19 protein-coding genes and 1 pseudogene are annotated in these 19,750 nt (G+C 46.5%); 6 read left to right on the forward strand and 14 right to left on the reverse strand.

All coding sequences use genetic code 11. The annotated features are described in order from the left end of the window. The first annotated feature begins 184 nt into the window (after positions 1 to 184). Positions 185 to 1,456, forward strand: coding sequence for an MFS transporter (locus MRBLPE1_RS22390; RefSeq protein WP_364149494.1), 1,272 nt, complete (start codon positions 185 to 187; stop codon positions 1,454 to 1,456). A gap of 152 nt (positions 1,457 to 1,608) precedes the next feature. On the opposite strand, the gene MRBLPE1_RS22395 is transcribed toward MRBLPE1_RS22390, so the two are convergent. Further along, positions 1,609 to 2,514: an ArsR/SmtB family transcription factor gene (locus tag MRBLPE1_RS22395; RefSeq protein ID WP_364149495.1), complete on the reverse strand. Its 906-nt coding sequence runs from the start codon at positions 2,512 to 2,514 to the stop codon at positions 1,609 to 1,611. Between the two features lie 186 nt (positions 2,515 to 2,700). Here MRBLPE1_RS22395 and MRBLPE1_RS22400 point away from each other — a divergent pair, with 186 nt between their 5' ends. Together MRBLPE1_RS22400 and MRBLPE1_RS22405 are read left to right on the forward strand one after the other, a co-directional pair. Further along, positions 2,701 to 3,867 carry an iron-containing alcohol dehydrogenase gene (locus MRBLPE1_RS22400; protein ID WP_364149496.1) on the forward strand — a complete coding sequence of 389 codons (1,167 nt, stop codon included), beginning with the start codon at positions 2,701 to 2,703 and terminating at the stop codon, positions 3,865 to 3,867. Between the two features lie 18 nt (positions 3,868 to 3,885). Beyond that, positions 3,886 to 4,713, forward strand: a complete 828-nt coding sequence (locus MRBLPE1_RS22405; protein WP_364149497.1) for an aldo/keto reductase — start codon at positions 3,886 to 3,888, stop codon at positions 4,711 to 4,713. Between the two features lie 112 nt (positions 4,714 to 4,825). Here the strand turns inward: MRBLPE1_RS22405 and MRBLPE1_RS22410 are convergent, their stop codons facing one another. The 6 genes from MRBLPE1_RS22410 to MRBLPE1_RS22435 form a co-directional block, all read right to left on the reverse strand. Then, positions 4,826 to 5,551: a Stf0 family sulfotransferase gene (locus tag MRBLPE1_RS22410; protein WP_364149499.1), complete on the reverse strand. Its 726-nt coding sequence runs from the start codon at positions 5,549 to 5,551 to the stop codon at positions 4,826 to 4,828. Beyond that, positions 5,548 to 6,132, reverse strand: a complete 585-nt coding sequence (gene cysC / locus MRBLPE1_RS22415; protein ID WP_364149500.1) for an adenylyl-sulfate kinase — start codon at positions 6,130 to 6,132, stop codon at positions 5,548 to 5,550. The genes MRBLPE1_RS22410 and cysC overlap by 4 nt, the downstream gene beginning before the upstream one ends. Positions 6,133 to 6,390: 258 nt before the next feature. Further along, positions 6,391 to 7,824 carry a serine hydrolase domain-containing protein gene (locus tag MRBLPE1_RS22420; protein ID WP_364149502.1) on the reverse strand — a complete coding sequence of 478 codons (1,434 nt, stop codon included), beginning with the start codon at positions 7,822 to 7,824 and terminating at the stop codon, positions 6,391 to 6,393. 142 nt (positions 7,825 to 7,966) lie between these two features. Next, positions 7,967 to 8,119 carry a hypothetical protein gene (locus MRBLPE1_RS22425; protein WP_364149801.1) on the reverse strand — a complete coding sequence of 51 codons (153 nt, stop codon included), beginning with the start codon at positions 8,117 to 8,119 and terminating at the stop codon, positions 7,967 to 7,969. Positions 8,120 to 8,124: 5 nt separating this feature from the next. Next, on the reverse strand, positions 8,125 to 8,508 hold the full coding sequence (locus tag MRBLPE1_RS22430) for a YciI family protein (RefSeq protein ID WP_364149503.1): 384 nt from the start codon (positions 8,506 to 8,508) through the stop codon (positions 8,125 to 8,127). 185 nt (positions 8,509 to 8,693) lie between these two features. Continuing rightward, entirely contained in the window at positions 8,694 to 9,368 is a 675-nt protein-coding gene (locus MRBLPE1_RS22435; protein ID WP_364149504.1) for an HAD family hydrolase, read from the reverse strand. A 550-nt stretch (positions 9,369 to 9,918) separates the two neighbouring features. On the opposite strand from MRBLPE1_RS22435, the gene MRBLPE1_RS22440 reads away from it, so the two are divergent. After that, complete coding sequence (locus tag MRBLPE1_RS22440) at positions 9,919 to 10,821, forward strand: cation diffusion facilitator family transporter (protein ID WP_364149505.1); 903 nt, start codon at positions 9,919 to 9,921, stop codon at positions 10,819 to 10,821. A gap of 122 nt (positions 10,822 to 10,943) precedes the next feature. Here the strand turns inward: MRBLPE1_RS22440 and MRBLPE1_RS22445 are convergent, their stop codons facing one another. The 3 genes and pseudogenes from MRBLPE1_RS22445 to MRBLPE1_RS22455 all read right to left on the reverse strand — a co-directional run bounded on the left by MRBLPE1_RS22445 (position 10,944) and on the right by MRBLPE1_RS22455 (position 13,206). Then, positions 10,944 to 12,446: a phospholipase D family protein gene (locus MRBLPE1_RS22445; protein ID WP_364149507.1), complete on the reverse strand. Its 1,503-nt coding sequence runs from the start codon at positions 12,444 to 12,446 to the stop codon at positions 10,944 to 10,946. 226 nt (positions 12,447 to 12,672) lie between these two features. Further along, positions 12,673 to 12,777 (reverse strand): annotated as a pseudogene (locus MRBLPE1_RS22450) (VOC family protein); the annotation flags it as partial. 198 nt (positions 12,778 to 12,975) lie between these two features. Then, positions 12,976 to 13,206 (reverse strand): hypothetical protein, encoded by a 231-nt coding sequence (locus MRBLPE1_RS22455; protein ID WP_364149508.1) that lies wholly within the window; start codon positions 13,204 to 13,206, stop codon positions 12,976 to 12,978. 213 nt (positions 13,207 to 13,419) lie between these two features. Between MRBLPE1_RS22455 and MRBLPE1_RS22460 the strand changes: the two genes are divergently transcribed. After that, positions 13,420 to 13,809 (forward strand): DUF1259 domain-containing protein, encoded by a 390-nt coding sequence (locus MRBLPE1_RS22460; RefSeq protein ID WP_364149510.1) that lies wholly within the window; start codon positions 13,420 to 13,422, stop codon positions 13,807 to 13,809. 163 nt (positions 13,810 to 13,972) lie between these two features. Here MRBLPE1_RS22460 and MRBLPE1_RS22465 read toward each other — a convergent pair whose 3' ends face one another. Further along, the gene (locus tag MRBLPE1_RS22465) at positions 13,973 to 14,851 is read right to left on the reverse strand and encodes a hypothetical protein (RefSeq protein ID WP_364149512.1); all 879 of its coding nucleotides are present in this window, start codon (positions 14,849 to 14,851) and stop codon (positions 13,973 to 13,975) included. A gap of 201 nt (positions 14,852 to 15,052) precedes the next feature. On the opposite strand from MRBLPE1_RS22465, the gene MRBLPE1_RS22470 reads away from it, so the two are divergent. Then, entirely contained in the window at positions 15,053 to 15,331 is a 279-nt protein-coding gene (locus MRBLPE1_RS22470; RefSeq protein ID WP_364149513.1) for a hypothetical protein, read from the forward strand. A 68-nt stretch (positions 15,332 to 15,399) separates the two neighbouring features. On the opposite strand, the gene MRBLPE1_RS22475 is transcribed toward MRBLPE1_RS22470, so the two are convergent. The 3 genes from MRBLPE1_RS22475 to MRBLPE1_RS22485 all read right to left on the reverse strand — a co-directional run bounded on the left by MRBLPE1_RS22475 (position 15,400) and on the right by MRBLPE1_RS22485 (position 19,749). Beyond that, a complete protein-coding gene (locus tag MRBLPE1_RS22475; protein WP_364149515.1) occupies positions 15,400 to 16,560 on the reverse strand; it encodes a sn-glycerol-1-phosphate dehydrogenase in 1,161 nt (386 codons plus the stop codon). A 94-nt stretch (positions 16,561 to 16,654) separates the two neighbouring features. Continuing rightward, positions 16,655 to 18,541, reverse strand: coding sequence for a substrate-binding domain-containing protein (locus MRBLPE1_RS22480; RefSeq protein ID WP_364149516.1), 1,887 nt, complete (start codon positions 18,539 to 18,541; stop codon positions 16,655 to 16,657). Next, positions 18,538 to 19,749, reverse strand: a complete 1,212-nt coding sequence (locus tag MRBLPE1_RS22485) for a response regulator transcription factor (RefSeq protein ID WP_364149517.1) — start codon at positions 19,747 to 19,749, stop codon at positions 18,538 to 18,540. The genes MRBLPE1_RS22480 and MRBLPE1_RS22485 overlap by 4 nt, the downstream gene beginning before the upstream one ends. Position 19,750: the final 1 nt, after the last annotated feature.

Below are 19,750 nucleotides of genomic sequence, written 5' to 3' on the forward strand. Positions count from 1 at the left end.
ATTTCATAGACAAATTCTTTTTAATTTGAAGGAGATTGCTTTTGCGAATAATGTTAGATGAAAATAAAGTGTTAGACTAAAAAATAAATTTGTTAACAAATAAAATAAAGATACAGACTGCCCGGAAGTCCACATATCCTATACAATAAAAGCATTCGGTTCATTCATTCAGGAGGCCAAGCTTATGAGGTCATTTTCGAAGGAAGAAAAAAGCTGGATGTGGTACGACTGGGGGCATTCCGCCTACTCCATCATCATTTCTACAGCCGTCTTCCCGCTTTTCTACAAAGCGGCGGCTGAGGACGCTGGCGTTAGCGCCGCGAATTCTACGGCTTACCTGGGATATGCGATTGCGATTTCGACGTTTATCCTCGCCCTGTTAGGCCCAATCATGGGCACGATTGCCGATTATAAAGGGTTCAAAAAAACGTTTTTTGCCGCTTTCAGCTTGCTTGGTATCGTCGCTACCGCGCTGCTCACGTTTATTCCGAACGATAGTTGGGAGCTGCTGCTCGTCTGTTATATGTTCATTGCGATAGGCTCGGCGGGCTCCAATGTGTTCTACGACGCCTTCCTCGTGGACGTCACCAACGACGAACGGATGAACAAGGTGTCTGCCCGCGGATTTGCCCTCGGGTATATTGGGAGCACGATTCCTTTTATCATCAGCATTGCGATCATTCTTCTTGCTGGGCAAGAGGTTCTGCCCATCTCCGTCACGGCGGCGAGCCAAATCGCGTTCTTCATTACTGCCCTCTGGTGGGGCGTCTTCACCCTGCCCATGCTCCGCAACGTACACCAGAAGCATTACTTGAACCGCGAGCCTCGCATCGTCGCGAACAGCTTCAAGCGCCTCTACGAGACCTTAAAGCAAATCAAGCAGCATCGCGCGATTTTCCTTTTCTTGCTCGCTTATTTTTTCTACATCGACGGCGTAGGTACGATCATTACGATGTCCACCGCCTATGGAACCGATCTCGGCATAGAATCGACGGATCTGCTCATCATATTGTTCGTCACGCAAGTCGTCGCCGCTCCGTTCGCGATGTTATACGGGCGTCTGGCGGATCGGTTCTCGGGCAAAATCATGCTATACGTCGGCATCTGCGTCTATATCATCGTATGTATCTACGCGTATTTCATGAAGTCGGCGTTCGACTTCTGGGTGCTTGCGATGCTGGTCGCCACCTCGCAAGGCGGCATTCAGGCGCTGAGCCGGGCTTACTTCGCGCGGATGGTGCCAAAAGAGAACGCTAACCGGTTTTTCGGGTTTTATAATATTTTCGACAAATTCGCTTCGATACTGGGCCCCCTTCTCGTCGGTGTAACCGCGCAGCTCACCGGCCACACGAGCATGGGCATATTCAGCCTCGTCATCCTGTTCATCGTAGGTATCGTCATTCTCATGCGAGTGCCGGAGCCGATGACCATGAAAAAGGTGGATAAACCTGGTTGAAGCTGAAACAGAAAGAGGCGGCTCTCGTTCAGTTGGAGGATGTTTTTCCTTATTCTTTTGAGCGGTCAGCAGAGGCGTTTATATACAAAAAAAGATGCCTCACAAGGTCTAGATGACCTAATGGGGCACACTTTTCACAGATTACAACTATATCATTGGCACCTCAGCGTCACTTCGATATCTTGGTTGTAGTTGCCGAAGCCTTTGCCAAACAAAGTAACGCCGCCGCAGTTTTTCGCAGCGGTGCTGCTTGAAATACGGAACAATATTTCTTTGTCGTAAGCCAGCATGAGCTCGTCAATCGTAACCGCCGACACTAGAATCCCGTCAATAAACGATCCCTGCTTGTTTACCCGAATCGTTTTAATTAAGCCATGCTGGATGTTTTTATGCCACCACTCGGGTGTATACAAGCCTCTTGCGCTGCCGAAATCCCCTGGGTAGGTCCATACCCCAACCCCCACACCGTTTATCACAAAAGAAATGTCCGATGGCAAATGATTGACGCTGCACGGCGTATCCGAGCAAATCTCCATCGAAATTTCAAGCGATTCGGGCATTTCATTATTTACCATGTAATTAGGTATCCGATATTCAACAAAGCCGGATCCGAACCAAATCACCTTGGCTTGCACATGCTCCGGATCGGCAAAATACCGCGGATCGTCGCACATGCCGATCATTTGAGTATCCGAAGCAAGTCCGCAGGTCGGCTTAATTTGATAAGACGAATAATGGCCGACCGGGAGTGATACCTCATAACGCTTTGCTTCATCTTTTACCGGCGAGCTCTTGAATAGCAGCATCGTCTGTGTAAGGTGGAGATGGCAGATTTTCTGCATACCGCGCTTGCCTGCTACGCTCTCGCAGCGGACAATCCCCGCTTCCTCCAACATATGAATATGCCTGGTTACTATAGGAGACTTTATGTCTAGCGCCTCAGACAAGCTTTTGATATTCATCGGTTGAATGCCGAGCAATTCGATCATTTTCACCCGTGTCAGCGATGAGAGGCATTCAAGAAACTTAATATTACGACTGCTTACTTCGACTTCCATTCCGGCTTCCCCTTCGACTCTATCTCATTGCCAATCATTATATAACTAAAAAGTTAACCTTTCAATGCTTATTTTCGGTATAACTTGACAATTTAATTCGATTTCACTAAAATAAACGGCGTATACATAACTTAAAAGATATTTAGTTACCTAATTAGTTATCTAAATAATTCTAGGAGGTACAGCATGAACTCATTTCAATTCGTAAACCCGACCCACATTATTTTCGGTGAAGGCACTGCTGATCAAGTAGGGAAGCTTACTTCAAAATACGGAAAAACGGTCCTGCTCGTTTATGGCTCAGGCAGCGTCAAAAAAACGGGTTTATACGATAAAACCGTCGGCCTGCTGCAAGAAGCCGGCATCACCGTGCACGAGCTTCCTAATATTGAACCTAACCCCCGCCTGACTACCGTCAAAAAAGGAATCGACCTTTGCCGCGAGCATGGCGTTGATTTCATTCTCGCAGTCGGAGGCGGCAGTGTCATTGACGCTTCCAAAGCGATTGCTGCAGGCGTCCCTTACAAAGGCGATGTTTGGGATTTCTTCACAGGCAAAGCTGTAATCGAAGACGCTCTGCCGATCGGCACTATTTTGACGCTGGCTGCAACCGGTTCTGAAATGAACGGCTCCTCAGTCGTTACGAATTGGGAAGAGAACCTAAAACGTGCCTTTGGCAGCCCCCATACTTATCCTAAGTTCTCCATTCTCGATCCGACGCTTACCTATACGGTACCGCGCAATCACACCGTTAACGGGGCTGTCGACATTATGTCGCATGTCTTCGAACAATACTTCAGCTTAACGGAAAACACGCCTCTGCAGGAACGCTTCTGTGAATCCATCCTGCAAACCGTCATCGAAAACGTTGAAATCGCGCTCGAAAATCCAGAGGACGCCGCTGCGCGGGCAAACCTGATGTGGTGCGGCACGATGGCATTAAACGGCGGCATGATCAGCGTCGGCATGGCCAATGACTGGGCTTCCCACGGCATTGAGCATGAAGTAAGCGCGATATATGATATCCCGCACGGCGCCGGCCTCGCGGTTATTTTTCCGAATTGGATGAAATACGTGCATGAGGAGCGGATCGACCGTTTCGTGCAATATGCAACACGCGTATGGGGTGTAAATCCGGAAGGGAAATCCGACAAGGAAATTGCACTCGAAGGCATTCAAGCTACAAGGGACTTCTTCACGCGGATTGGAGCCGAGTCGCGTCTTGCCGACTTCGAGATCGGAAGCGAAAAGCTGGACCGCATGGCTGAAGAAGCCGTTCGTTACGGCGCAATCGGTTCATTCAAACGTTTGGAAAAGCAGGATGTTAAAGCGATTTTGGAATTATCTTTATAATAGGGAGGTTATATCTCAATGACTAAAGCGCTAATTGAATCCACTACATTAAGCAACGGCGTGAAGATGCCTTGGCTAGGCCTTGGCGTATGGAAAGTTAAGGATGACGGCGAGGCAGAAAGAACGGTTGCTTCCGCCATTGAAGCTGGTTACAGAAGTATCGATACTGCTGCTGCCTATAATAATGAAACGGGCGTTGGCGCAGGAATTCGCAACAGCGGTATCGCTCGTGACGAAATATTTGTAACGACAAAGATTTGGAATGCCCATCAAGGCTATGAAACTACGCTTTCGGCATTCGAAGACAGCAGAAAGAAGCTTGGCATTGACGTTGTCGATCTGCTGCTCATTCACTGGCCAGTTAAGGAAAAGTACACGGAAACCTGGCGCGCTCTTGAGAAGCTTTACCGTGACGGCTACGTACGGGCGATTGGAGTCAGCAATTTTCAGATTCATCATCTGCGGGATGTCATTACCTCCGGAGAGTTTGTTCCGATGGTTAATCAAGTGGAATACCACCCGCTTCTCACGCAAGCAGAGCTTCATCAATTTGCAAAAAGCAGCAATATCCAGCTGATGGCATGGAGTCCGCTTATGCAAGGTAATCTGGATCACAGCATTCTTGCAGAGATCGGCGCGAAATACGGCAAGTCACCTGCTCAGGTCGTGCTTCGCTGGGATCTTCAGAATGGAGTCGTTACGATTCCAAAGTCGGTTAATCCCGTTCGCCTGAAGGAAAATGCGGATATTTTCGACTTTGAGCTGAATGCGGATGAAGTCGCTCAAATTAGCGCGCTTAACCGTGATCACCGCTTTGGTCCCGACCCGGATAATTTCAATTTTTAATCCGGCCACAACGTATAATATAACGATATTACATTGAAAAAGCGGCTGTCTAAAACATTTGAAAATGTTTTGGACAGCCGCTTTAACTTTGCTATTGGACCAACGTCCTGCCTTACCATCTTATATTTTCCCATTCCTTCTGGCGTTCTTCCCGAAACCTTTGCACCCACTGCTCTGAAACATCATCCGCTAGTCGGTCCAAGGACGGCGGGGATATGTTAACGTTGTCCGTAGGAATGGCTAAAAATTCTAATACTTTCATGACGGTTCCCTCGTAATCTAGAATAAAATCCTCGTAGACAATCGTCAGCGGAATGATCCCCTCTTCCGAGAAAAATTGTTCCATAGCCGCTTCACGAATCGAGCTTTCTATAAATAAATGATTAATTGCATCGAAACTATATTTATCGGAAATATCTTGCTCTTGCGGCTTTTCGCCATATTTTCTATGCCACTCCCCGGATACAATCGCGCGCCACCAAGAAACAGCCAATCGCACTTTGTTTCTCCTCGTCATCCAAATATGCTTGTTGCAATTGGGAAAAGCTGTGCGCCATACTTCAGCCTGTGTTGCCGTTTCAGGAAGTTCATAAAGCTTTCTGAATCCCTGAATCCACTCCGGTGTTAGACAAGTCTTCACCCCGAATACCCCATTAGAGGTTGTGCCCTCTTTCCACATGGCTTCAACTTCTGCTTTACTGATTGTATTCGGGTCTCTGGGGTGCATCCATTCACAAGGATTGCCTGCTGCGCCAGTGGAAGAAAGCGCATAGTTCAATAGAGTGCTCCCCGTACGCTGCGAAAACCAAATGGTATAACTCTGCTTAGGCGGTTTCATAGAATCCTCTCTTTCTGTGCGCTTCCGGCATAGTTTTTGATAATGAACTCCACAAGTGCATGCATTCCGTTTTCTACGGATTCCTGTTCTGTGTTTATCGTCAGCTCCGCGCGAATAGGCGGCTCATAGATGGAATCAATCCCTGTGAATCCTTGAATCTCGCCCGTTCTTGCTTTTTGGTATAGCCCTTTTGGATCACGCCGTTCACAGGTTTCAAGCGAGCATTTCACATAGACTTCAGCGAACTCATCCGCTTGAAAGCGATGCCTGATTTTATCTCTAACCGTTCTTGAAGGCGAGATCATGGAAACGAGAACAACAAAACCGGCATTTAAGAACATCATTGCGACTTCTGAAGCTCTCCGCATATTTTCTTTACGGTCATTTTCTGAAAATCCAAGATCTTGATTTAGCCCTTGCCTTAGCTGGTCTCCGTCAATGACAATACACCGGATTCCGCGGTTTAACAGTTCTTTTTCAGCCATGCGGGATAAGGTTGTTTTGCCAGCTCCCGATAGACCTGTAAACCAAAAAACACCGCCTTTATGGCCATTTGCTGCTTCCCAATCGTTTCTATTCATCGTTCGCTTTCCTTTCCATGAGAACAAACGAATCCGTTCCCACATTTATATCTAGTCTATTCGTTTATCTCATCGTAATCGAGGTATTATTTAATTTTAAAGAAATATTACCTGCCTCTTCTCACATAAAACAAACAAGCCACATGTAATGCGGCTTGTTTGTCGTATTGTTCTTGATTTCCGGCCATCGATGACAAAAGCATAAAGTACCGTGTTACCGCACGGCAGCCTTTGTCGGTTCTGAATCTTAAGCTAGGCCTACTCCGTCATCCGCCCTCGAATTTCCGCCAGATCGGGTAAAACATTCGATTTGTGGTTCATCACTATTTTATCCCCATCAAACAAAATCCGGCTTGTCATGGCGAATGGCGTTTCGATAAACCTCAGGGTCAGTAGAAGCGTATCCTCCTGCTCCCAGGTAAAACTGGAAACAACGCGTTTATCCCCATCCTGTAGCAGCCCCGTGATTCCCTCCAACCATTCCCCCCGGCCGAGGTTAATACGATATTCATTATCTTCTTTGCTCAGTACGACGACTGCATGATTGTCAATAAAGGTAATGGAAATGCCTTTCCAATTTTGTTCATTGTCATCGAGCTTGTAATTCTTACCGGAGATAGCTGCTTCCAACGGTGAATCCGGCTGTAGCCGCGGCAGTTGAATGGCTAGACCCTGCAGCCTCTCCGAAAGTTTTGTTAGTGAATCCTCATCCGAGGAAAGCGGTGACGGCTCCATTGCCGGAAGCAAGTGATCCCACACGGCATCTAAGACACCCTGTAGATCGTTTGTGCCGCTGGTCATCGCCAGCACGGCATCCTGTTCCGGCATCACGATACAAAACTGGCCAAACGCGCCATCGCCGCGATATACTCCATGCCGGCATCGCCAAAACTGGTAGCCATAGCCCTGAGCCCAATCACTTTCACCGCCGTCTCCATTGGCTATTTGCTTGGACGTTGCCTCTTCAATCCACGACTCCTGCAAAAGACACTGACCGTTCCATACGCCTTTTTGAAGATAAAGCTGGCTGAACTTAGCGATATCCTCCGTGGTCACGTTCAATCCCCAGCCACCGACATGTATACCCAGGGGACAGGATTCCCAAGTCGCCCCCTCAATACCAAGCGGTTCAAACAAACGCGGCTGTAGATATTCCAGCAAAGTTTGGCCAGTCACCTTCTGCAGGATGGCTGACAACATATATGTAGCACCGCTGTTGTAAACAAAATGTGTACCGGGTACATGCTCGACGGGATCATGAAGAAAAACCTTAGCCCAATTTCCGTCTTCGCTCTGGGTCATCTTAGTTGTTGTATCCTTATCGTGGCCCGTTCCCATCATTAGCAAATGACGAATGCGCATTGCGGATAGATTCGGCTCAATTACCTCAGGAGCATCTTCCGGGAAGAACGATACGACGGTGTCGTCCAGCGACAGTTTCCCTTCCGAAGCGGCGAAACCGATGGCCGTTGAGGTAAAGCTTTTGCTGAGTGAGAACAGCATATGCGGAATATCTGATGCATAAGGCTTCCACCACCCTTCTGCTACCACCTGCCCGTGCCTGAGCAGCATAAGACTATGCAGCTCCAAATTACTTTCTTTTACGGCATTCAAAAATTCAATTACAGCTGTGGAGGGAATTCCTTGTGCTTCCGGCTGACTTCTGGGTAAATGCAGATTTGTCATTTCCATCATTTCATTCCTCCTTTATAGTAATAACTTACTGCAACCGGAGAGGACTGGCAAGTAATTTTGTGAGCGCTCTCATAAAATAACAAACAAACCGGCTATCATTATATACCTCCTGATGATAACCGGTTATTCGCCTTCTAATTTAATCTACGGCAATCCTATCGCCTTTACTATTCGGTTGAGAAATCACCAAAAACTCGATTTCATCGTTTGACTTATTAAACATTTGATGCTCTCCCCAAATATAATGTTCGGCACTGCGTTTGCTTATTTTCATTTCAATATCTCCCGTCAATTAAACTAGACCTCCCGTTCCCTATTTTCGAAATAGTGAATAGGGCGGATCTCTATGCCCCAGCCAAGCTGCTCACCCGCACCCACTTGCGTAGTTGGATGTAAGGAGGCCACCCGGATGGCTTCCTCCATATCCCGTGCTTCTATGAGGAATGCACTGCCGATCATCTCCTTCGTTTCAATAAAAGGGCCGTCAATAACCCTTACCTTTCCGTTCACAAGCCGCAAGCTTTTGCTTTCCAAGTCGAGGCCAGCATCAATGATCACTTTGCCGCTCTCGTAGAATCCCTCAAGGCGGGCCTGGCATTCGCCCATGATAGCATCAATCTCCGTCTTAGGCCGGTTATCCATTTTCTCTGGTTCGAAGTAACCCAAACATAAGTATTTCATTTGCATTCTCCTTTATTGGCAGGATTTTGGCTTGCCCTGGTCCCTCTGCGATTGGGCTGGTCTTATACTTGCCTATACTAAGTCGACGAACGGATTACAGCAAAGTCGACATACCCCCAATAAAATTTTCAAAAAAATCCGGCAGCTCTTTAAATACTTAAATCCTATCTTGACGGTTGCTGTAATTACACAAACAAAGGAATCAATTCTTTTAACGAATTTATGACGTAATCTGGAGAATAACTTTCTGGCAATGTTTTGTTTTTCCGATTAATCCAAGCAACCTTAATTCCTGCGTTTTGGGCACCTGCAACATCACTTGTGAGTGAGTCACCTACATGCAGCACCTCTTTGGGGTTAAGATGGAATGCCGCAAGGGCCTGATGAAACATCTCTGGTCTTGGCTTATAAGATTTTACGTCCTCGCTGGTAATAACATTTTCGAACGATAATCCGTTATGATTAATTGCCGATTGAATATCTTTTCGGTCGATATTCGAAAGGATTATTTTCGGGACACGGATACTACTTAAAAATATATGGGTATCCTCGAATAGTTGAGGGGATTGCCATTGATCAAACAAAATTTCGCTAAGTTCTCTTGGATTTTCAGTTGAGTTGTAAAAGGCAATGGTATTCTGTAAAGATGATAGTTCGATTTCACGTTGAGTTTTAAATTTATCGCCATACGACGAGTAAAAAGTTTTAGAAAAGGAATCCCACCAATAGCGTCCGATGTCCTTGGCTGTAGTTTGTGCTGAGGTCGATGCCAAAATTTTTTGGCATATCTCTTCAATAAACACATCATCCTCGTGCACGAGTGTACCGTAAAAATCAAGAAATACCGCTTTATACATCATCTCGAAACACGCCTCTTCTCATCGCTTATTAGAAAAACAAGCACACTACTCAGACTTCTTCAAGAACTCTTAAAAAGTAATATTCAAATGTCCCTAATATCATCATGTAATTGTCAGAATAATAAAAGACAAGGAACACGCATGTTAATACGGTGGCGCCGAGTGGTAACCATTTCAACATACTTGTTTTTGACTTCTTCAAATAAATTATATATAGAAATAAGTAACTTATTATCGTAAATATTGAAAGATAAAAATAAAAAGATACAGCTGCTATATCCGTTGAAGGCAATTTCACTACTTTATCCCCTTTATATCTAAAGCTGTAAATAATACTTTATCACGACTTTATTTATTGCACAATTCTTCCATTTTTCCTGTTTAGGATTTGTTGTTTTGCGCAAGAGCAACATAATTAGCTTATACAAACTCTATTGGTGTCTAGTAAGATTTCTTACATAGGGCAAGACTGTTTCTCTAGACCCACATGAAGCTCGTTCTGTATAATGACACGGTACCTTTCAACGACGCTGGAGGATTGACAATTCAAATGGAATCAACAAACAGACAATCGGCTTTTGCAATTTGGACAAGCTTAATTAGCAATATTCTTTTAACAGTCATGAAACTTAGTGTTGGTCTGCTTTTTAGCAGCCAGGTTCTCATTGCGGATGGCGTACATAACGCAGGTGACGTATTTGCGACTGCAGCCGCTTTGGTTTCAATGATGATTTCAAAACGGCCGCCCGATAAAGACCATCCCTATGGACACGGTAAAGCGGAGGTTATCGGTGCTGGTATTGTAGCCGTGGTACTGCTCCTTGCAGCTGTCTACATGGGTTATCACTCGGTCATGGCTCTGATGGAGCCGCCTCATGAAGCATCAGTACTTGTTCTCATCGCAGCAGGAATCTCACTGGTATGGAAACAGTGGCTGTATGTCTACACCATCCGAATCGGCAAAAATACCAACAGCAGCGGCTTGATCGCAACCGCTTATGACCATTTAGCTGATGTTTACGCTTCTCTTGCTGCCGTTATCGGAATCGGGCTAGCCATGCTTGGAGAATATTATAATATTCATTTTTTGAAATACGGAGATCCAATCGCGGGTATCATTGTCGCATATTTTGTCCTCAAGCTGGCGATTCACATGGGACGAACTTCAGTTGATGTATTGATGGAGAAAAACATAGATGACGATAAAATGGAGGAAATTTTACAGCTGGTTCAGTCCATCCCGGAAGTAAAAAGAATTGACCGTATACGGGCTAGAGAGCATGGCCATTACATGATTGTTGATGTTCGGGTAGGGATTCCGGCTGAGTTGAGCGTTCAAGAGGGCCATGATATTAGTAAGAAAATAAAGCAGGCCATCAAAGACCAAAACCCAATTGTTGAAGAGGTTCTGGTTCATTTAAATCCATGGTACAAGGAAAATAGCAAAAAATAAGTGTACCTGTAATTTGAGATGGGGATAGTAATGCAAGTGATTTTCGTAGATGATGAAGAGGGCTGCCTAGGAGGCAGCCCTTTTATTTGAGATATCCCTATTTTATTTTGTGCTAAAAGAAGCTAAAACGTAGTGAAATCCAGCAAGCCCTGCACTCTATATAATATACGTTTCAAAAATACTGTCTCCTCCTGATAGGCACTGTAATCCAAGGTATACTCTGCGCCTTCATTTTCCCATAACTTCTCGAAATACTGCTGAACCTGCTTGGAGACTCTGCTGTTCTCGGAAGCTTCGACTTTCAGATTGGTCTCTAAATTCAAATCATCCAAATTACGCGTGGTATAGTTACCTGATCCATTGTGAATCGTCACATCGCCCTTATGACGAATGAGCATCAGCTTCGTGTGGAACTGCTCCTTTTCCGTATTGTACCATCGGATTTGAATGCGATCATTCGACTTGTTTATCAGCTCGGAGGCTACCGGCCGGTTCGGAATGCCGATCTTTTCGCTGCCAAAAGCATTCTGGTTGGGATCGAGTATCAAACGAATCTCTACGCCCCTCTCAGATGCTTTCAAAAGCTCCTCGATCACCTGCCTGTCTGCGAGATAAAACATCCCTAGCCAAATCAAATCACCGGATTCCGTTTTGGATAAGTCCTGGCTTACATGCTTCAAGATCTTTCCTTCCGTTAAGAGCCGTACCCGGATATCGCCCTTTTCTTGAGCCGCCTTGCTGTATGTAGGCAGTTTAAAGGAATCCGACATCCCGACAGCCGCTTGCTCACTAGCCAGCGCGTCCCCAATGATATTGCCATTTACCTTGAAGCCGCTGTTTGAGCTAAAGTAACTTGCGTCATGGGGATTTGCAGTAGATACGATAAGCGACTTATCCGTCACGATAACCTTACGGTGGTTGGCTTTGATATTCAGCAGCTTCATATAGGAGCGCAGAGTCATATCAGGAGCAGCCGTTGCCATTTTATTCGTTACCCAGCCCTCTCCTGCTTCCCCGAACCACTGCGCGAAAATACGCCAACCTGCTGAATACAGCGGATTAGAGTCCCGCAATGGATCTACATCGGTAATATGTGTATGGATGCCTGCAGCATGTAATCGTTCAAGCTCCGACGCAGGATGCGACCCGTAAGAAGTATTGACTTCATCCGTTATAAAGACGATGTCCATCTGTGGATATTTCATCTTTTGGGCGATCAGCCTGTCCGTCAAGTTTCTGCTGAGTGAAGGGAAAGACTGCTCTTTATCGTAAAGGCTGTTATATAAAAACATATCGATTACGATAAACTCTGTTGCTTCTTCGATCGCTTTATAAACAGAATTAAAGATCATTTGTTCTGTTTTGATCTGGCCTTCTGATGACCCATGGGAGGTTAAATCATATAAAAAATCAATATCCTGCTCCGTTACATAATGGACAGGCCCTTCCATGGAAATGCCTTCAGGCAAAGGTTTTTCAGAATGGTAGGTAGCCACGCAGGCATAAAAAACCATAAATAGCAGGAAAGCAATCAACCACAAATTTTTGGTTTTTTTGTAGTTTTTCTTTGGTCGAACATCGAGAGTCGGAGATATGGGGGCACTTACCGGGTTCGTTTGGTTCATGGATTGGACTCTCTCCTCTTTTCATCATCTATGTATTACTACCGCGTTCGAATAAGAGTGAAACAACACAATATTTAACTTTGGCTTGAAAAATAACCTGTTGGTCCTATGATGACTGTCCAACAAAAAAACAGCGGCAGCCATGGACAAGAAAAAAGTCCTGGACTTCCGCTGTTAAATAAATGAAACGTATCTAGATTGGTAAATCATTATGCATGTCTAATCATTATCTGCTTTTTTCCATTACGGCAAAGTAATTTTCTTCTTTGTCTGCAAAGTTAAATACTTTTCCGAAAGGCATATTAACAATTTCTCCGACTTTAACCTCTTTGCAGATTTACTTCGCCGATGTAATGAGATTATTTCTTCTTGCTTTGCATTGAAGCACCAAGCGCGGCACCTATCGCAATAATGAAACTCCTATTGAAACTCCTAATGCCAGTCCACTTGCCTTCATTTCGTTTGAATTTTTTTCACAATCCATCGATTACGTCCCCATTTCTGAGACTTTCATGTCTTAAGGCGAATACTAACGAAAAAAACTAATTATAACGGTTGCCGCGCCCATTAACGCCAAAATCGAAAAGAAAACGTAGCCGAAGACTCTTAGGGGCCGCGGCATGGTATTTAAATCTATTTTTTTCATTGGTCCTCCGGCCTCAATATTTTGAATAGAGCGAAGGTTCTCATCGACAAAATTATCGTTATGATATAATTCCCCCTTCTCAGGTTGGGTTTCATGAATGTTATTTGCGCTCATTCGGAGTCCCCTTTCTAGATTACCTTATGGAATATTTTACCACAAAAACGGCGTTTATGAAACCAAATAATGCTCACGCTTGTGCCAAAGAAATATGGTTTAGTGCAGCCCGGTGCTTTTTATTTAAAAACTGATTGCTGTATTAGGTGATAATCCGTTTCAACCCTGTTCATGTGCTCATACCATAAAAAGAAAACAGGGGAGGAAACAAGTATGAAAAATAACGGATCGCTTTGCCAGCAGTTCTCAAGGATTATTGGCGGCCAACCCGGCTTCGCTGGAGGGAAATGTGTATCGACCATTACCCGAGATCAACTAAGAGCAACAATTTTGGGAAAAAGATTTAGTGTAACGTCTTCTTTTTCGTTCGAATCTTTAAATACTAGTACTGGCAGAGCACTATGTTTAGGTAGAGGAGCATTCTTACAAAAAGAAGTCAATACATTCATTTCGGCCATTCGAAAGCAAGGAATAAAAGTAACGTCTGTTCGCAACGAGTGGCTGTTCGAGCAACCACGGCTGATTTATATCAATATTGAATCGGTTGATAGACCGCTCATTTTCGCAAGAAAAATCAGGCGAGCCTTGGATGCAATTCAGTAAGTCCCTTCTTTGCACTGAATCCCAAGACCTACACATAAGGCTTGCGGCAAAATCTATCGGTTTATAATGCTCTCCGCATATGGTCGAGATGCGGTAAGAGCAGCTTCTTTAGGACACAGCGAAAGTAAGGAAGCCCGGGCAGGATGCCCGGGCTTTTTCATTTTTAATGAGACACCTCGTCCGGCATCAGCTGCCACAACAAGTCGAACGCTTTCTGCTCCACCCGGAAGAACAGATGGGCGGTCGAATACCAAACATAGCCGTTGTGGAACAAGCGAAGCGTGACGACGCTCTGATCCGTAAGCCGCAGGTGAAGGAAACGTTGATCAGGCTCATCGAAAATGCCTACGTTCTGCAGCTCCTCCTGCTTAATCGGCTTAGCATCGCCGAGCGCCGCCAGGAAGGCGGAGATTGCTGTGTTATCCGATTGCAGCGCCTGCTTCTCTTCTTTGCCGTAATTCCAGCTGTTAAACGATTCCCACTCAGCCGATTGAATCCGTCCATCCAGCCGAAGCAGGCCGAAGACATCCTTTCCGCTGTATACTCGAATGCCGTTCAGGCATTCGTAGAACTCCGTGATGACGTCGCCATTATCCAATTGTTCATACGACATAATGCGAAACTTCGGGTCGTACCCCGTTACTGTATACATGTCGACCTGCCCGATGCTGGAAGCAAATTCGGTGGCGAAGGCGTCCTGCTTGCTCCACTCGTCGATCGTTCCGATCGTCCGGCCGAGCTTGTCGCCTACGAGCTTCGCCGCGTCCTCCGGCGAAATCTTGGTACTCGTCTGCGTGTAGATCCGGCCTTGGTAGACGACAAGACCGATCATATCCGCGTTCTCAAGTTTCTGGTTCGGCAGATCGATGCGCGGAATCTCGATCCCGCCGCCGGATCCGGCGCCGGCTTGATTTTCGGTTAGAGCAGCGCCCTGCACCGGCGTTTGCACCTTCGCCAGTTCGTTCGTTTTCGTGCCGCAGCCGGTCATCGCGGCAGCTAAGGACAGGATCAGCATCGCCCTCAGCGGACGGATTCTTTTCATTCGATCACCCTCCCGTTCTTATAGACGGACGGTTTTAAAGAAGAGTTGCAATCTAGGGGTAAGGTAATGCACATTCCCATGTATATGGTTTTTTTGTAATTTTCGAAACATTATCTTGCTTGTTTGCGTTACTAGGATAGCAAGGAATATGAGAATACAGGTTTGAAAAAAGCACTAACGAACCTAATAAAGGAGTACTCTATGAACCGAATAACAAAACGAACATTATTGTCCATGTTATCAATTTCGTTAATCTATATCCTTTTTTTCCCGCTCCCTATTCCCGAATTGACAATTAGAAGAGATCTGTTAACTACATCACCGTTAGTTGCATTAACTGGGGAGGTCATTGAGGGTAAAATTAAGAATGACCCCAAATATGGGGATTTATATATTGTGCCTGAAGTCGATTTATCTTTCATTTATGTAAAAACGAATAAAATAGGATGGTATGTTGTCTCTCGCGGTACCGCACCTTAACTTCTATATCTTTGTGAAGAAAACGGCTCCATCCCGCACACAAGGACGAAGCCGTTTGATTTGATATGTTAAACCGCGTTTAAAGCGCGCAATAAGGTGTAGCGATTCGGTCTTACCTGATGGGCCTCCTGCAGGCTTCGCATCAGCAGCTCTTCATCTACGCCAAGCTCCTCTGTCGTCGATGGTCCGCCGACCTGCTTCAGCCAACCTCTAATCATCGTTTCATCCGGAAGAGCCGCTATCGCTTCCCGCACCTTCTCCGGGTTAACCGTAAAGGCAAGCCCTGCCTCCTCCGATGCGAGGCGGTGATAAAGCTTGGAAATTTCCGCGCAGGCTACGCCAACCTTTGCGCCGTGCAGAAGCTGTCTTTTGCCTAGGCGAATATATTCCATCTCCCAATAATGCGAAAGATGATGCTCGGCACCTGATGCTGAATGCGACTGTCCAAACAATAACATAGCGAGTCCGGATTCAATAAGTGCCTCTATTAATATACGAATACCGTCTTGATCGCGGCTGGCAATTTGCTCGACATGCTCAACGCATTTATGAAGCGCGATTCGCGTAATTTCCGCTACCTCTTCCGAATACGGCTCGCCGCCCTCTGATGCGCCAAAGCTCCAATCGAATAACGAGGTATATTTGCCCAGCATATCGCCAAAGCCTGCCGCTACCATTGCAGCCGGAGCTTTTGATAGAATGTCCAGGTCTGCGAATATCGCATCGGGTCCGATGGCGGCAATGGTCTTCTTCTCGCCGCGGATGATGATTGGAGCTCCTTTGGAATTAAAGCCGTCGACCGATGGCGCTGTCGGAACCGAAACAAAAGGAATGCCCGCCGTATACGCGGCATATCTGGAAATATCATGGATCGTACCCGAGCCGGCGGCAACGACAACCTGGGCATTTTTCTGCTGAATATCGAGCAGCAGCTGCACGATCGAGGCTTCGTCGGCAATCACGTCACCTTGGCGATCAGGCTTAATGAGCGTAACCTGAACGGCAATGCCAAGCGCAGCTATTGCTTCCTCAAGCGTCTCACCCGCGATGCCATAGGTAATCGCATCCGCCGCGATAACAACCTGGGTATACTGCCGTTCCTTCAAATAAGGAGCAACCTCTTGAATGGCGCCCGCTTCGACGAGCAATGGATTTATTTCAATCGACCGCAGCGTTTCTTCGTCAAAGCCTGCTGCAATCTGTTTGACTCTTTCGATCAAGGATGACATAGCATCGCCTCTTTTCACTAGGGTATGCTTTATTCTGCTCTCGCGGAGCTGAGCTTGTCAACTTATGCGGACGAGAATGCCAAAGCTCCTTGAATCAATATTCTCGGCTTGCCAGTGCTGTTTTGGCGGATTCCTGCGTAAACACGCCTTCAGACGTGATGATTTTCATTGGCAGCTCCTTGCCCTCCGACAAATCCTTGACTGCTTTCATCAGCTGAGGTCCAAGCAGCGCATTACATTCCACCGCAAAGCTCAGCTTGCCGATACTGAGCGCTTTAAGCGCAGATTTGGTCGCGTCAACGGAAATAATGATAATATCCTTTCCCGGCCGCAAACCGAAATCTTCAATGGCCTCAATGGCACCCAGCGCCATATCGTCATTATGGGAATAAACGACCTTAATCTTGGAGCCCTGCCGCTCTAATGCCGCAGCCATTAGTTCTTTCCCCTGCTTCTTCGTGAAGTCTCCCTGCAGCGACTCAAGCATCATAAAGGTCTTATCGGTCTGGATAACTTCCCTAAACCCTTGCTTGCGCCCGACTGCCGGAGCGGAATGCTGCGTGCCTTGAAGTTCAACGATTGGATAGCTTTCTCCTTCCTCAGCCTGTTGAATAAGCCATCTTGCTGCACGTCGTCCCTCTTCGCGAAAGTCCGATCCAATATAAGCGGTCCAAAGGGTATCATCGCTGACGTTGACCTCGCGGTCCGATAAAATAACCGGTATTCCCGCTTCCTTCGCCTCTTTCAGTACCTCATCCCAGCCGGTTTCCGTCTTAGGCGAGAAAGCAATCACATCGACCTTCTGCTTAATAAACCGGCGAATAAGCTCGATTTGCTTATCCTGCGATTGCTCGGCATTCTCATAAAGCAGCTCTACGCCAGCCTCCTTCGCAGCATCAATAACCGACTTCGTATGCGCAATGCGCCATCCGCTCTCCATCCCTACCTGCGCAAACCCCACAACGAGAGGAGCATCGGTTTGGTCCGGCGATGGAGCAGGAGACGGCGAATTAGACGATTCGCTGTTAAGCGTGGATGGATCTGTTATTTTCTGGCTCCGCAAAATAATCTTCTTCGGAATGCCCTTTTCCTTGTTCAAAATATCAATCGCATACTGAATCGCTTCCTTGCCGCCCGGCGGACTCGTAAAGGTTCCGGTCAGCTTGTTCTTCGATACGAGCTGCAAGCTCCCGTTCTCGGAATTAACCCCGTCAATGCCTATAATATTGACATGGTTCATGTTAAGCTTTTGCAGAGCTCGATAAGCTCCCAGCGCCATAGCCTCATTTTGGGCAAATATTAAATCAACGTCGTGATTCTCCTTTAACCAGCTGACCAATAAATCCTCCGACAAGTCACGCTGCCAATCCCCGTTCATCGTCTGGACAATGCTCAGCTTAGAATCCTGAATCGCGTCCCGGAAACCCTTGCTGCGTTCTTCGACGGTTGGCGAGCCTGCTAATCCTTGCATTTCAACGATTTTTCCGCCGGATGCCCCCAAGGTCTCCCTTGCGAATTCACCTGCTTTCCTGCCGATCATTTCATCATCCGTACCGACATATAGCGTGTAATCATAACCCGCGACACCCCGTCCCAGCACAATTACGGGAATATCCTTGTAAACGGAGCTTACCGTTGGCGTTAGCGCGACCGGATCATCGAGCGAAATTATAAGCAGGTCTATGCCGTAGCCCATCAGTTTCTTTACATCCTGCGCCTGCTGGTCGCTGCTTTGCGCCGCATCGGTAAAGATGACGCGCATGTCTCCGTGCTTCCCGACTTCCTGCTCGATCTCCTCATTCATGGCTACGCGCCAAGGCTCGCTTAAATTCGGCTGCGACACACCTATCAAATACTTATAGCCGATATCGCTTTCTTTACCTGGGTTCTCAGAATTCAAAATGCAAGAACGAAGGAGCAGAGCCGCGGCAATAAACAGCGCAAAAAGAAGAATAAACCTAAAAGCATTCCTTCCGATCATGACCGTATTCCTTTCTTGTAAACCATGGGAGAGGTCCCGGTCACCTTCTTAAACGCGCTGCTAAAATAATGCTGGCTGCTGTACCCAACCTTCTCCGCAATTTCATAAACCTTATATAAAGGATCGCTCATAAGCTGAATCGCTTTGCGAATACGCACCTCTGTCAAATAATCAATAAAAGAGAGACCCAGCTCACGCTTGAGCTGCTTGCTTAAATAAGTAGGGCTAACCTGTACGCCTTCCGCCACATCGCCAAGCGTCAATGCGGGCATGCCGTAATTCCGATCGATAAATTTTTTGGTCAAAATAACGATGGGAGACAAGCTTCCTTTATGGCCAAGCTCCTTCAATAAGGTCCGGTGCAGGGCTGGCAGCATATCGGCTGATTCAGCTGCCTGCTGTTCAACGATAATGGTCTTCTCCAGCAGCGACTCCATCTTGTCTTGGATCTTCGTGCCTAGCAGCAGCCACCTTGCATAGTTATCAATACTGCCCAGCACGATAATATGGCCTTTCTTGTCATTGAGAACCACATGATTCCTTGCTCCTTCGGCAGCGAGCAGGTCCTCTGTAATATTTTTTAATGCAAACTCTAGTAAATCCCGGTCCCATACCCGCATAGACTTGCCGGATTCCACATTTTGAATGACTTTAAACGCAATTAATCCGACAGCCCCTGCCCAGCCTAGTTTTAAAAAAGCCGTTTGGCCGTGAATTTCCTCCGGAGCTACGATGCCATCCAGCCATTTCAACAAAAAAGAATCTCGGATGGCGATGGAATTTGTTTTGAGCTGCTGGTCCATCCATACCATTTTCCGCTCCTTATCCCGTTCTTGCTCGAGCTCGCTAATCGCTTTCCGCACGACGCCCTCCAATTTGGCCTTCACGACTGGCTTCAACATATACTCAAAGACATGAAGCTTTACCGCCTGCTGCGCATACCGGAATTCATCATGTCCGGAGATCACAATCACGATGCAGCGTTCCAGCGTTTGCCGCAGCCTCTCGATGAACTCTAATCCGTCGACAAAGGGCATGCAAATATCGACGAACAGAATATCCGGTTTTCGTTCTGCCGCAAGCTCAAGCGCCTCCAAACCGTTCTCGGCTTCGCCGACCAGTTCGATGCCCAGTTCTTCCCAAGGCAGCACCTTTGCGAGCCCCCTTCGAATCTTCGGCTCATCATCTGCAATAAGCAGCTTCCACATG

It is taken from the genome of Paenibacillus sp. LPE1-1-1.1 (assembly GCF_040676435.1).
GTDB lineage: Bacteria > Bacillota > Bacilli > Paenibacillales > Paenibacillaceae > Pristimantibacillus.

Bases quoted from the DNA above. Each gene is read 5' to 3' on its own strand.
- MRBLPE1_RS22405 (WP_364149497.1), top strand. From the start codon at position 3,886: ATGACTAAAGCGCTAATTGAATCCACTACATTAAGCAACGGCGTGAAG.
- MRBLPE1_RS22410 (WP_364149499.1), bottom strand. From the start codon at position 5,551: ATGAAACCGCCTAAGCAGAGTTATACCATTTGGTTTTCGCAGCGTACG.
- MRBLPE1_RS22420 (WP_364149502.1), bottom strand. From the start codon at position 7,824: ATGGAAATGACAAATCTGCATTTACCCAGAAGTCAGCCGGAAGCACAA.
- MRBLPE1_RS22390 (WP_364149494.1), top strand. From the start codon at position 185: ATGAGGTCATTTTCGAAGGAAGAAAAAAGCTGGATGTGGTACGACTGG.
- MRBLPE1_RS22440 (WP_364149505.1), top strand. From the start codon at position 9,919: ATGGAATCAACAAACAGACAATCGGCTTTTGCAATTTGGACAAGCTTA.
- MRBLPE1_RS22395 (WP_364149495.1), bottom strand. From the start codon at position 2,514: ATGGAAGTCGAAGTAAGCAGTCGTAATATTAAGTTTCTTGAATGCCTC.
- MRBLPE1_RS22485 (WP_364149517.1), bottom strand. From the start codon at position 19,749: ATGTGGAAGCTGCTTATTGCAGATGATGAGCCGAAGATTCGAAGGGGG.
- MRBLPE1_RS22465 (WP_364149512.1), bottom strand. From the start codon at position 14,851: ATGAAAAGAATCCGTCCGCTGAGGGCGATGCTGATCCTGTCCTTAGCT.
- MRBLPE1_RS22435 (WP_364149504.1), bottom strand. From the start codon at position 9,368: ATGATGTATAAAGCGGTATTTCTTGATTTTTACGGTACACTCGTGCAC.
- MRBLPE1_RS22455 (WP_364149508.1), bottom strand. From the start codon at position 13,206: ATGAGCGCAAATAACATTCATGAAACCCAACCTGAGAAGGGGGAATTA.
- MRBLPE1_RS22400 (WP_364149496.1), top strand. From the start codon at position 2,701: ATGAACTCATTTCAATTCGTAAACCCGACCCACATTATTTTCGGTGAA.
- MRBLPE1_RS22430 (WP_364149503.1), bottom strand. From the start codon at position 8,508: ATGAAATACTTATGTTTGGGTTACTTCGAACCAGAGAAAATGGATAAC.
- MRBLPE1_RS22480 (WP_364149516.1), bottom strand. From the start codon at position 18,541: ATGATCGGAAGGAATGCTTTTAGGTTTATTCTTCTTTTTGCGCTGTTT.
- MRBLPE1_RS22475 (WP_364149515.1), bottom strand. From the start codon at position 16,560: ATGTCATCCTTGATCGAAAGAGTCAAACAGATTGCAGCAGGCTTTGAC.
- MRBLPE1_RS22460 (WP_364149510.1), top strand. From the start codon at position 13,420: ATGAAAAATAACGGATCGCTTTGCCAGCAGTTCTCAAGGATTATTGGC.
- cysC (WP_364149500.1), bottom strand. From the start codon at position 6,132: ATGAATAGAAACGATTGGGAAGCAGCAAATGGCCATAAAGGCGGTGTT.
- MRBLPE1_RS22470 (WP_364149513.1), top strand. From the start codon at position 15,053: ATGAACCGAATAACAAAACGAACATTATTGTCCATGTTATCAATTTCG.
- MRBLPE1_RS22445 (WP_364149507.1), bottom strand. From the start codon at position 12,446: ATGAACCAAACGAACCCGGTAAGTGCCCCCATATCTCCGACTCTCGAT.